Here is an 11,888-nt window from a genome sequence, read left to right on the forward strand (position 1 = left end):
AAATTCTTATTCGACAAAGTATGTAAACCTTTTCATTTCGCACGCAAGTAGAGAAGGTTAATTAGAATCTAATGGTGGTGAACGAAATGACAAAAAGACTCCAAGGTTTCCGCGAAATTGTAAACAAAGTAGTTCAAACAGCTGGTCAAGTTCGAAGGGGTCGAAATATTGACACAGCAGGTGGGTCAGCCTCACCAAACGGTACATATGCCTTCAAAGGTGCGAGCAATATTAAGCTCGAAAATCCTGTGAAATCAGTAGGTATGAAGCTGTTTCTCATGTTTTTTGTCAGTATTTTGTTTTTCGTTATTACAGTTGGTCTGATTTCGTATTCGGTTTCCAAAAGTGTTATTAAGAACAAGGTATCCGAATCCAGCTTACAGACAGTGACGCAAGCAGGGCAGAAGTTAGACTTCCTTTATCAAACCTTTGACGATGTTTCTCTACAAATTATGTTGAACAAAGAGTTGCAAGAGCTACTGGACAAGATTCCTAAATTGGAACCATCCTCTTATGAAGCCCTTGATGTTACACGTCAATTAACAGAGAAATTAAATGTAGTTACCTTCTCCAACAAATCAATTAAAACGCTTCATTTGTATCGTCCTGATGGCAAATTGATCGTGATAACTGGTTCTGGAGGCGCTCCACTGATTGAAAATTCGGCAACAACGGATTGGTTTAAAAATACGGTTGAGAATGCGGGGAAAGTGACATGGCTCGATAGTCAAGCCAAGGGCTACTCTAGCTCCTCCACAAATACGTTTGCGATTAGCCGTCTGATGCGTAATACGTTAACGAACTCTTCGACAGCTGTTCTCGTGCTAGAGCTTAGCACTGATATTTTGACGAAGGAACTTAACGGCATGTCACTCGGTGATGATAGTAATGTCATCATTACGAACGCTGCTAATAAGAACATTGCAGTCAAAGATATGACGCTGGTTGGGAAAGAATCATCGGTCCAACTGACGAAGGAACAAATTGCGGAAGAGCATGGCTCCTTTATTTCGAAGGACGACCACTTGGTTGCTTTCTACAAGTCCACGGTTTCAGGATGGAATCTAGTTGGTGATATTCCTGTCAGTGCGCTTGTCAAAGACGCGAAGAAGATTTTCAACTACACGATCTTAATCGCATTGTTTGCAGCCCTTGCAGCGATCATCATTGGTATTGTCGTAGCTAGAATGATCGGAAGCCCGCTCATTAATCTGCGCAACCTGATGCAGCAAGGTGCCAAAGGTAAGCTTACGGTTCGTGCCAATTACAAGTCACAAGATGAAATTGGACAGTTGGGAGCCAGCTTTGACGTGATGATGCAGCAGATTACAACACTGGTACAGCAAACGAGCACGTCTGCACAAGCGGTGTTTGAGACTGCGCAAGAATTGACGAACTCCTCCAAAGTGACCGCTACTGCAGCAAGAGAAATCGCGGTTGCAACGGATGAGATTTCCAATGGAGCAGGCGGTTTGGCGACTGAATCCGAGAAGGGTAACGAGTTAACTCACCATATCGGCATTCAAATGAAACAAGTAATCGAAGCGAACTTGGAGATGGGAACTGCGGCAGCTGACGTACAAACCTCCAGTGAGCTTGGTACGAAATATATGTCTGAGCTCATCTCGAAGACGAACCTGACGGAAGAAATGATCCGTTCCATGGTTGATAAAGTAGATCGTCTTAAAGAGAGTACACGTTCGATCCGTAAAATTTTGGACGTGTTGAATAACATGACGAAGCAAACGAACATTCTTTCCTTGAATGCGACGATTGAAGCAGCACGTGCAGGCGCAGCCGGCAAAGGCTTCATGGTCGTAGCGGATGAAATTCGTAAGCTGGCGGATCAATCGAAGCAATCCATTGACGTTGTAGGTCAAATTACAGAAACGATTCAACGGGAAATCGATGAAACGGTGAAGGTGCTTTCGACAGCAACGCCAATTTTCCAAGAGCAAATTTCGGCAGTTAAAGAAGCAGATACGATTTTCAAGCAAGTAACGAATCACATGGGTGGCTTCATTGTTCAATTGAGCACTGTCAGCGATTCCATTTCTACGCTTGAACAATCACAAGTCGTGCTGTCTGATGCTATGACAAATGTCAGTGCAGTTGCTGAAGAATCACTTGCTACTTCCGAAGAAGTTGCTTCCTTGAGCTCTGAACAACTGAGCATTAGCGATGGTTTAGTGAAATTGTCGGACAAGCTGGACCTACTGTCGAAGTCACTGACAGATACATTATCCAAATTCGAAGTATAAAATATAAAACAGACATCCACTCTCCAATTGGAGGGTGGATTTTTTTTATGTTTTCGCGTAGCTGCAGCGGTTTGACGTGATGATAGAATGCCGATACTGAAAGCAAAGAGAGATGTTGGATCGTAAAAGGGGATCGCACAATGAATGAGAATCAATTATCAACGAATGAAAAAAGGCGTATGGTTTTGATGCTTTTTTTGATTTTGCTCTTATTTTTAGGTATTTTTGGCAAGCTATTCTGGATCCAAATCGCTGCAACAGAAAGCTACTCTTCCCGAGGCATCAATCTGGTGAAAAATTCTGTGATTCAACGCCAACGTGCACTTGTCTTAGAAAGCGGTAGAGGCGAGATTTTAGATCGGAATAATCAACTATTGACGGGGAAGATCGTCAAAGCTTTAGTCGCTTTTCCCATCAATAGCGAATATGCGATGAATGGGCAGGAAGTAACGCAATTAGCACGTATTTTGCAGACTAGTAAAGAAAGCTGGGTTTCCTTTGCTCGTAATTTGAAAGAGCCGGGGGTGTGGGGGACACAAGACGGGGGAAAGGCGCTCGCTCTGAGCGAGCAGCAAGTGTATGGAATTGATAGCTTAAACTTACCGAATGTGAAGGTTGTAGAAATAGAGGACCGCTATCCAACGGGGATGACGGCGCGGCAGTTGATCGGTTTTATCGGTCAGAATCCGGATCGGGTCATGCAAATATACAGCTCGGATTTGGAAAAAGGCAGAGTAGCACTCACGTCGAAAATCGGAGGAGCTGGCCTTGAGAAGTCGTTCGACACTTGGCTTCGCGGTGTAGGTGAAACCTCGATTTCATACTTCACAGATGCAGGAAAAAGGCCGCTGGCAGGCTTGGATGCACGGATGATTGCGCCAGACAACTCGTTTTATCCTGTGAAGTTAATCACGACTTTGGATAGCCGCGTGCAGCAGCAAATCGAAGCTTTAATGGATAAGCTGAATATTCGCGAGGGGGCTGCCGTTGTCCAAGAGGCGTCTGATGGCGATGTGCTTGCGATGGCCAGCAGGCCCAACTATAATCCGCTGCAAGTGGATTTGGCCAGCAACAATTGGAGCAATTATGCCCTCAAAGCGACGGCGCCAGGTTCGATTTTCAAAACGATTGTTGCTGCGGCAGCATTGGATGAGAAGGTCGTTACGCCAACAGAAACCTTTGATTGTGAAGGGGCGCTTGGCAAATATGGGTTTACGTGCTGGCGGAAGGATGGGCATGGACCGTTAACGTTGGAAGAAGGGTTTGCGCAATCGTGCAATATTGTGTTTGCGGGCGTCATGCAGCGTTTGACGGCCGCTCAGTTAGAGAAATACGCGAATAAGCTAGGCGTGCTGAACGAAGTAGGGTGGACAGGGAAAACCGATACACGGTCTGTATTTGAACAATTTGATTCCGAGGAAACTGGCCAGCTCTTTGCCTCCCATACGCCTGAGGATGATGAAGGTGTGCTCATGCAAACGGCGATTGGACAAAGAGATGTCAGAATGACCCCATTGCAGGCTTCGAATATGATTGTGACTTTGCTTCACGACGGGAAGGGCTTCGAGCCACGCGTTGTTCAAGAGATCCGCTATCAAACGGGACGTGAGATGGAGTCATTTCCCGTTAAAGCGTTAACTTCGGACGATGGCAAAATATCAGCAGCAACGAGTCGGACGCTCCTTAGTTGGATGAGGGAGGTCGTCACGGAAGGGACAGGTCAAGGCTTGCAAAGCGCCAAGTGGAAGCTGGCGGGCAAGTCAGGAACAGCACAAATTCAGAATGGGAACCAAGAGAAAGTGAATCAATGGTTTATTGGCTATGGTCCCGTAGAAAAGCCGCAGTACGCTGTTTCCGTTGTAATTAAGAATACAGATCCGACTGAAAGCAATAAAGCGATCCCCTTATTTAAAGGGATTATGGACATTTTGGCGAGCCAAGGGTTGTCAAACAGCAAATAACAGGTATTATGGAGGTTAGGTTAATTAGCCTGTCCATGCTGTTGACACATACTATATTCAGGAGAACTCACTTATGGCGTCCCATTTGCCCTTATCCTTACGGATTTTAGATCGTTCCAAAGATACAGAACCTAAACCGATTTTACATGCTTTTGCCTTAGAAGAGCTCTTATGCCGAGCGATAGGACATGGTACACCTCCGATCTTACATATTTGGCGGCACCCGCGCGCGTTCGTTATGGGGCTAAGAGATAGCAGACTCCCTAACGCAGCACAAGCAGATGCATGGCTGCGGAGTCAAGGTTATGATACAGCTGTCCGTAACTCTGGAGGCGCTGCAGTTCCCTTAGATGCGGGAGTCGTAAATATGTCCTTGCTCCTTCCTAAGGAAGCAGGAGATATGGAGCATCGCAAGGATTTTGAGCTCATGGTGGAACTGATCAGACATGTTATGGCTGCTATTACGGATCGGATTGATCAAGGGGAGATTATCGGTTCCTTTTGCCCAGGCGAATTCGATTTGAGCATTAACGGCCGTAAATTTTGCGGAATTGCGCAGCGCAGACAACAGCTGGCTATTTCTGTTCAAGCTTTTGTGATCGTAGAGGGTCGCGGCGAAGAGAAGGCTGCATTAGCCAGAGGTTTTTACGAGAGAGCCGCTGTGTCCGCAACGAAACATGATTATCCCATTGTCGTGCAGGAAAGCATGTCGAGCTTGGCGGAGTGCTTACACATCCCGATAACGGCGGAGCAATTTGTAGAACAATTGCGGCAGGTGATGGGCACCGCTGGGATTCAGCTTAGCCAAGCTGAGGACATCGCCCAATATCCCACCGAATCCCAGGTGCATGATATGATCGCTCTAATGAAAGAACGCTATGCCATTTCATCCTAAAAAATAATGCAAAGCGGCTGGCAGTTCAACCTGCCAAAAGCCCCATATATGCTTGCCGGGTTTCTCGAGATAGAGAAGCGCGGCATTTTTTTCTTTTAAAAACTCGTGAGTCAGCCTGTTTTCTCGGACAAAATCGAAGGTGCCGCGCTCTGTTGTAACATCTGTTTCATCTGTTCCAATCAGCATATACATCTCCAGCCAGGACATGTCGTCTTCTTGCTTGATTCTTTCGCGCGTAATGTCGAAAAATGCGCCTGACAAGGATATAACTCGGCAAAAAAGGCTAGGATAATCTAAGGCGAGATGCAAGGAAACTGTGCCTCCAAGTGAATCGCCAGCGAGAATGCGTTCTGTTCGCTCTGTGCGGACGGGATATCGGCTTTCTACATAAGGGAGCAGCTCCTCAGCAAAGAATTGACAGTAGGCATCGTGACGCTCCCCTTCAGGTGCATATTCAGAGGTGCGATTCGTAATATTCACATCGACGCCTACAACGATGGCAGGCTCCAGATCCTCATCTAGGATTAACCGGGTCAGGGTTGTAGCAATTCGACCGAAATTAAAGAATTGTTCACCGTCCTGACAGTAAATAACCGGATAGGAGAGCAGCTCGTTGTAGCCAGGGGGGAGAAAGATCCGCAGGGGGCGATTTTCTCCGAGCAGGCTCGAGGTTATTTCATCTTTTACAATAGTGCGCTTATACAAACGAGAGTCATCTGACATCGTGGTTCTCCTTCACAATGGGGGTAGGTGTATTATAGCAGTTGTTGTTTCCCTTTAAACTGTATTATATATTTTGTTAAACTGTACTATTCACTAGCAGTAAAAAAGGTGAGATACCCCGTCATTGCTGGTGTACAATTCACCAAAACAGGACTATAATAATACTATAACAGAAGTCCAGATAGTAGGCACCAAAATCATATAAGAGGTGAAATGGTATGAGTAAGCCACTTGTCAGCCAAGCAAATTATGAAGTGACCACAGAAAAGGTTGAGCCATTGCAGGTTCTTGCTCCAGACGGCACGGTCGTTAATCCCGATAAAATGCCGAAGCTTAGCGATGAACAATTAAAAGAATTAATGAGAAGAATGGTATTCACACGTGTATGGGATGAAAGAGCAGTAAATCTAGGTCGTCAAGGCCGTCTTGGTTTCTACGCTCCAGTTTCTGGTCAAGAAGCATCCATGATCGGTAGCGAGTTTGCCTTGAATAAAGACGATTTCATTTGCCCAGGTTACCGCGATATGCCGCAATTGGTATGGCATGGTCTTCCACTATATCAAGCATTTTTATATTCCCGTGGTCATCAACATGGCGGACAAATTCCGCAAGATGTTCACGTACTTATGCCGCAAATCATTATCGGCGCACAAATCCTTCACGCAACTGGCGTAGCTATGGCGTTCAAAAAGCGCAACCAACCGCGTGTAGCGATTACTTACACAGGTGACGGCGGAAGCTCCGAAGGTGATTTCTACGAAGGTTTGAACTTTGCAGGAGCATTTAAGCTGCCTGTCATTTATTTTGTACAAAACAATGGTTATGCGATCACTACCCCTTATGCGAAACAAACAGGAGCACTTTCTGTTGCACATAAATCCGTTGCTGCAGGTATCAAAGGCGTGCAAGTAGACGGTATGGACGTTCTAGCGGTTGTTCAAGCGGTTACTGAAGCTGCTGAAAGAGGTCGCAGAGGCGAAGGGGCTACGTTGATCGAAGCGTTGACATACCGTTTCCGTCCGCATTCCTTGGCGGATGACACAACGAAATACCGTACGAAAGACGAAGAGGCTGGTTGGGAGCCAAGAGATCCGCTTACACGTATGCGTTTGTTCTTGACGAAAAAAGGCCTTTGGAGCGAAGAAGAAGAAGCGGCAGTGAAAGAAGAAGCGAAAGCTACTGTTGCTGAGCACATCAAAAAAGCAGAAGAAACTGAGAAAATGACAGTCGCTGGTTTGATCGACTCCATGTTCGAAGTAACTCCTTCACATTTGGAAGAACAAAAAGCAGAGTATAAATAGAGCGTAATTGTTCCACTTAGGCACGAAACAAGTTTTAACTTTAGGAGGCACAGAGTAGTCATGGCACAAATGACAATGATTCAAGCGATAAAAGACGCGATGCGCGTAGAATTAGAAAGAGATCCTAATGTTATTTTGTTCGGCGAAGACGTTGGTAATGTTGGTGGCGTGTTCCGTGCGACAGAAGGTTTGCAAAAAGAGTTCGGCGAAGAGCGTGTATTCGATACGCCGCTAGCTGAGTCCGCAATCGGTGGACTTGCTGTAGGTCTTGGTGTACAAGGCTTCCGCCCAATCGCTGAGATCCAATTCGTTGGTTTTATTTACGAAGCGCTTGACCAAATTTGCGTGCAAGCAGCTCGTATGCGTTACCGTTCCGGCGGACGTTACAACTCCCCAATCGTATTCCGTACACCTTTCGGCGGCGGCGTTAAAGCAGCTGAGCTTCACACGGATGCGCTTGAAGGCTTGCTAGTTCAAACGCCAGGGATTAAAGTTGTCGTTCCTTCCAACCCTTACGATGCAAAAGGGCTTCTAATTGCAGCTATTCGCGATAATGACCCAGTTTTCTTCATGGAGCATTTGAACTTATACCGTGCATTCCGCGGCGAAGTACCAGAAGGTGAGTACACTGTAGAACTAGGTAAAGCGAACGTGGTAAAAGAAGGATCCGATGTAACGATCATTACTTACGGCGCTATGGTTCACACGTCCATGAAAGCTGCTGAAGAGATTGAAAAAACAGATGGCGTGAAAGTCGAAGTTATCGACCTTCGTACTCTTCTTCCACTAGATATCGATACGATTGTAACTTCCATTAAGAAAACAAATCGCGCGATTATCGTTCAAGAAGCGCAAAAAACATCTGGTGTAGCAGCAGAGGTTATTGCTCAAATTAACGAAAAAGCGATTCTTCACCTGGAAGCTCCGGTTCTGCGTGTTGCTCCACCAGATACCGTTTATCCTTTTGCTCAAATCGAAGATGCTTGGTTGCCAAGTCCAGCAAGTGTTATTGCCGGCATTAAGAAAGTTCTTGAATTTTAATTCACCCAGTCGAAGGTAACAGGAGGTCGTACACGTGGCATTGTTTGAATACAAGTTCCCAGAGCTTGGTGAAGGCATACATGAAGGCGAGATCGTGAAAATGTTAGTTAAAGCGGGTGATACCGTAACTGACGAAACGATTCTTATGGAAGTACAAAATGATAAAGCAGTCGTTGAAGTTCCTTGTCCGGTAGAAGGCAAGATCGTCAGCGTTGCCGTAAAAGATGGACAAGTCTGCACGATCGGTGAGCTCGTGATGACGATTGAAGTCACAGGCGAGATGCCTGCTGCTTCGATGCATCACGGATCCAGCCACGCGGCTCCAGCCGTGGCTGTGGCAACACCACCTGCTGCTGCAGCTCCTGCAGCAGTAGCAGCACCGGCAGCAGCGCCTGCGGTCGCTGCAGCAGTACCTGCCGCGCCAACGGGTAGCGCGGGCCGTGAAGTGCTTGCGACGCCTAGCGTGCGCAAGCTTGCAAGAGAAAAAGGCATCATACTCGCAGAGGTGACGCCTACAGGGAAGCACGGCCGCGTTACACGCGAGGACGTGTTGGGCTTCACAGGAGCTGGCGTTGCCGCAGCTCCAGCAGTGACAGATGCAGCTGCTCCAGCAGCATCTGAATCAGCAGCACCTGCAGCAGCAGCGCAAGTAGTTGCAACAGGCGATCGCGTCGAAGAACGTATACCATTCAAAGGTATCCGTAAAATCATCGCGAACGCAATGGTTAAATCCGTCTACACGGCTCCGCACGTGACATTGATGGATGAGATCGACGTGTCGGCACTTGTCGCTCTTCGCGAGCGTACGAAGCCGCTCGCAGAGAAAAAAGGCGTGAAACTGACGTACCTTCCTTTCATCGTGAAAGCATTGGTAGCAGCTTGTCGTCAATTCCCGGTCATGAACGCCATGATCGACGAAGAGAAGCAAGAAATCGTCTACAAAAAGTACTACAACATCGGGATCGCTACAGATACAGACAACGGATTGCTCGTTCCTGTTATCCATGATGCTGACCGTAAAAACATCTGGTCGATCGCTTCTTCGATCAAAGATTTGGCTGTTCGCGGACGCGACGGTAAATTGGCGGCGAATGAGTTGAAAGGCAGCACAATCTCCATCACGAACATTGGTTCCGTTGGCGGTATGTTCTTCACACCGGTTATCAACTTCCCTGAAGTTGCGATCCTAGGTGCAGGCCGTATCACTGAGAAGCCAGTTGTGAAGAACGGTCAAATCGTTCCTGCACACGTCATGGCGCTTTCCTTAAGCTTTGATCACCGTATCGTTGATGGGGCGACAGCACAAAGCTTCTTGAACTACATCAAACAGCTTCTGGCTGATCCAGAGCTTCTCGTCTTGGAGGTGTAACAGCATGGTAGTAGGAGATGCTTCTTTAGATATTGATTTGTTGGTCATCGGTGCAGGCCCTGGCGGTTACGTAGCCGCCATTCGGGCTGCTCAATTAGGCCAAAGCGTTCTTATTGTTGATAAAGACGCATGGGGCGGCGTATGTTTGAACCGCGGCTGTATCCCTTCCAAAGCTTTGATCTCTGCAGCGCATACGTATGAGCACGCTCAGCATGCGGACAGCATCGGGATCTCCGTAGAGAACGTGAAAGTGGACTTTGCGAAGGTACAAGCTTGGAAAAACAGCATTGTAGCCAAACAAACAGGCGGCGTAAGCAGCTTGCTTAAAGGCAACAAGATCCAAACGTTCCAAGGTGAAGCGATGTTTATCAATGAGCACGAAGCACGTGTGTTCAATGATGCAGAAGCGCCGCGTTACCGTTTCAAAAACTGTATTATCGCAACGGGCTCCCGTCCGATCGAGTTGAAAGCTTTCCCTTACGGCGGAAGAATCATCTCTTCGACAGAAGCGTTGAACTTGCCTGAAATTCCGAAAAGCATGGTCGTTATCGGCGGTGGCTACATCGGAATCGAGCTTGGTCAAACGTACGCGAAATTCGGTACGAAAGTGACTGTATTGGAAGGCTCCGATCACGTGCTTCCAGGCTTCGAGAAAGAATTGACGAAGCTGGTTGCAAAGAATTTGGAGAAAGTTGGCGTTGAAGTTCACACTGAAGCGTTGGCGCAATCCTGTACAAAAACAGACAACGATGTAACGGTTACATTCACTGTAAAAGGTGAAGAAAAACAAGTTACTGCAGATTACGTACTTGTAACTGTAGGTCGTCGTCCGAATACAGATGGCGAGCTTGGCTTGGATCTGATTGGTTTGAAAATGACGGATCGCGGTCTGATCGAAGTTGATAACCAAGGTCGCACAAGCATTCCTCACATTTTCGCAATCGGCGATGTGGTTCCAGGTATGTCATTGGCACACAAAGCTTCTTATGAAGCAAAAGTGGCAGCTGAAGCGATTGCTGGTCACACAAGCATCGTTGATTATAAAGCAATGCCTGCTGTTGTGTTCTCTGATCCGGAGATCGCTGGCGTTGGTCTAAGCGAAACGGAAGCAAAAGCGAAAGGAATCAATGTTACCATTGGTAAATTCCCTTACGCAGCTAACGGTCGCGCAAACTCTTTGAATGCTGCTCAAGGCTTCGTGAAGCTTGTCGGCGACAAAGAAACAGGTCAATTGCTTGGTGGTCAAATCGTCGGTCCAGAAGCTTCTAACTTAATCGGTGAGCTTGCGCTTGCGGTTGAGATGGGCGCTAATCTGGAGGACATCGCACTAACGATCCACGCTCATCCAACATTGACTGAAATGATCATGGATGCCGCTGAAGGTGCGCTTGGACACCCGATTCACCAATTAGGCAAATAAGTAATTCATACGGTTGCTACTACCTTTAGATAAAAGTCCCGAGAGCATGGCTGCAAAGCCGCTCTACGGGACTCTTTTGTTTACGAAAACTTGAATTGACGCTCTGAATTGGCTGCCTATATAATTTGGGGAGAAAGACAAGCTATAACGTTGGGAGCGTTGAATATGGATACAGGTAAACCGATTATCATCGGTCATCGCGGCGCAGCTGGGGAAGCGCCTGAGAATACGTTAGCTTCATTTGCATTGGCATTAGAACAAGGCGCACAGGCTATTGAACTGGATATTCATATGACGAAGGATGACGAAATCGTCGTCTGCCATGACGAAACCTTAGATCGAACAACGAATGGATCTGGACTCATTTGTACGCAGCTATGGGAAGATATCCAGAAGCTGGACGCAGGAGCTTGGTTCTCTGCAAAGTTCACAGGGGAACGCATACCGCTCCTCAGTGAAGTGTTTGATTTAGTACCGCGCGGCACAATTATTAATGTGGAAGTGAAGCATGCTTATGAGGGGCGCACGGAGAAGGCGCTGCTGGCTTTTTTGCGAGAGACTGATGACCGCTATGAGGACGTCGTTGTTTCTTCTTTTGACCATAAAGTGATTCAGCGCTTAAAGCGAGCAGAACCTAGGCTAAAAGTTGGCTTACTGTATGCAGCGAATCTCATTAACCATGCGGCCTATGCGAAGCTGCTCGAGGTTGAGGTTTTCTCGTTGCATCCGCATCATCATTCCATTGAGCAAGCAGATATGACTCTGGCTGCGGCAGATGGGTTGGCCGTCTTTCCATACACAGTGAATGCGGTAGCCGATTATCAAAGGATGATCACCGCAGGTGTCACGGGCATTATTACTGATTTTCCAGGCAGGTTGAAGGCATTTCTCAATACATAACTAATAATAATTGGACC

9 protein-coding genes are annotated in these 11,888 nt (G+C 47.0%); 8 read left to right on the forward strand and 1 reads right to left on the reverse strand.

Translation table 11 applies throughout. The annotated features are described in order from the left end of the window. The first annotated feature begins 86 nt into the window (after nucleotides 1-86). The 3 genes from AC58UX_RS00905 (at nucleotide 87) to AC58UX_RS00915 (ending at nucleotide 5,117) form a co-directional block, all read left to right on the forward strand. The gene (locus AC58UX_RS00905) at nucleotides 87-2,261 is read left to right on the forward strand and encodes a methyl-accepting chemotaxis protein (RefSeq protein WP_497248791.1); all 2,175 of its coding nucleotides are present in this window, start codon (nucleotides 87-89) and stop codon (nucleotides 2,259-2,261) included. Between the two features lie 140 nt (nucleotides 2,262-2,401). Then, the gene (locus AC58UX_RS00910) at nucleotides 2,402-4,222 is read left to right on the forward strand and encodes a peptidoglycan D,D-transpeptidase FtsI family protein (protein ID WP_497248793.1); all 1,821 of its coding nucleotides are present in this window, start codon (nucleotides 2,402-2,404) and stop codon (nucleotides 4,220-4,222) included. Nucleotides 4,223-4,295: 73 nt separating this feature from the next. Beyond that, entirely contained in the window at nucleotides 4,296-5,117 is an 822-nt protein-coding gene (locus AC58UX_RS00915) for a lipoate--protein ligase family protein (RefSeq protein ID WP_497248795.1), read from the forward strand. Here AC58UX_RS00915 and AC58UX_RS00920 read toward each other — a convergent pair. Continuing rightward, nucleotides 5,109-5,840 (reverse strand): alpha/beta hydrolase, encoded by a 732-nt coding sequence (locus AC58UX_RS00920; RefSeq protein ID WP_497248797.1) that lies wholly within the window; start codon nucleotides 5,838-5,840, stop codon nucleotides 5,109-5,111. The genes AC58UX_RS00915 and AC58UX_RS00920 overlap by 9 nt on opposite strands. A gap of 218 nt (nucleotides 5,841-6,058) precedes the next feature. Between AC58UX_RS00920 and pdhA the strand changes: the two genes are divergently transcribed. The 5 genes from pdhA (at nucleotide 6,059) to AC58UX_RS00945 (ending at nucleotide 11,871) form a co-directional block, all read left to right on the forward strand. Further along, nucleotides 6,059-7,141 carry a pyruvate dehydrogenase (acetyl-transferring) E1 component subunit alpha gene (gene pdhA / locus AC58UX_RS00925; RefSeq protein WP_497248799.1) on the forward strand — a complete coding sequence of 361 codons (1,083 nt, stop codon included), beginning with the start codon at nucleotides 6,059-6,061 and terminating at the stop codon, nucleotides 7,139-7,141. A gap of 60 nt (nucleotides 7,142-7,201) precedes the next feature. Beyond that, nucleotides 7,202-8,182, forward strand: a complete 981-nt coding sequence (locus AC58UX_RS00930) for an alpha-ketoacid dehydrogenase subunit beta (RefSeq protein WP_497248801.1) — start codon at nucleotides 7,202-7,204, stop codon at nucleotides 8,180-8,182. Between the two features lie 34 nt (nucleotides 8,183-8,216). Beyond that, complete coding sequence (locus AC58UX_RS00935) at nucleotides 8,217-9,551, forward strand: dihydrolipoamide acetyltransferase family protein (RefSeq protein ID WP_497248803.1); 1,335 nt, start codon at nucleotides 8,217-8,219, stop codon at nucleotides 9,549-9,551. Nucleotides 9,552-9,555: 4 nt separating this feature from the next. After that, a complete protein-coding gene (lpdA, locus tag AC58UX_RS00940; RefSeq protein WP_497248805.1) occupies nucleotides 9,556-10,971 on the forward strand; it encodes a dihydrolipoyl dehydrogenase in 1,416 nt (471 codons plus the stop codon). Between the two features lie 165 nt (nucleotides 10,972-11,136). Further along, nucleotides 11,137-11,871: a glycerophosphodiester phosphodiesterase gene (locus tag AC58UX_RS00945; RefSeq protein WP_497248807.1), complete on the forward strand. Its 735-nt coding sequence runs from the start codon at nucleotides 11,137-11,139 to the stop codon at nucleotides 11,869-11,871. Nucleotides 11,872-11,888 lie beyond the last annotated feature (17 nt).

The organism is Paenibacillus sp. J22P90 (assembly GCF_059692195.1).

Excerpts from the sequence above, each read along its gene's own strand:
- AC58UX_RS00905 (WP_497248791.1), top strand. The coding sequence starts at position 87 with ATGACAAAAAGACTCCAAGGTTTCCGCGAAATTGTAAACAAAGTAGTT.
- AC58UX_RS00910 (WP_497248793.1), top strand. The coding sequence starts at position 2,402 with ATGAATGAGAATCAATTATCAACGAATGAAAAAAGGCGTATGGTTTTG.
- AC58UX_RS00915 (WP_497248795.1), top strand. The coding sequence starts at position 4,296 with ATGGCGTCCCATTTGCCCTTATCCTTACGGATTTTAGATCGTTCCAAA.
- AC58UX_RS00920 (WP_497248797.1), bottom strand. The coding sequence starts at position 5,840 with ATGTCAGATGACTCTCGTTTGTATAAGCGCACTATTGTAAAAGATGAA.
- pdhA (WP_497248799.1), top strand. The coding sequence starts at position 6,059 with ATGAGTAAGCCACTTGTCAGCCAAGCAAATTATGAAGTGACCACAGAA.
- AC58UX_RS00930 (WP_497248801.1), top strand. The coding sequence starts at position 7,202 with ATGGCACAAATGACAATGATTCAAGCGATAAAAGACGCGATGCGCGTA.
- lpdA (WP_497248805.1), top strand. The coding sequence starts at position 9,556 with ATGGTAGTAGGAGATGCTTCTTTAGATATTGATTTGTTGGTCATCGGT.
- AC58UX_RS00945 (WP_497248807.1), top strand. The coding sequence starts at position 11,137 with ATGGATACAGGTAAACCGATTATCATCGGTCATCGCGGCGCAGCTGGG.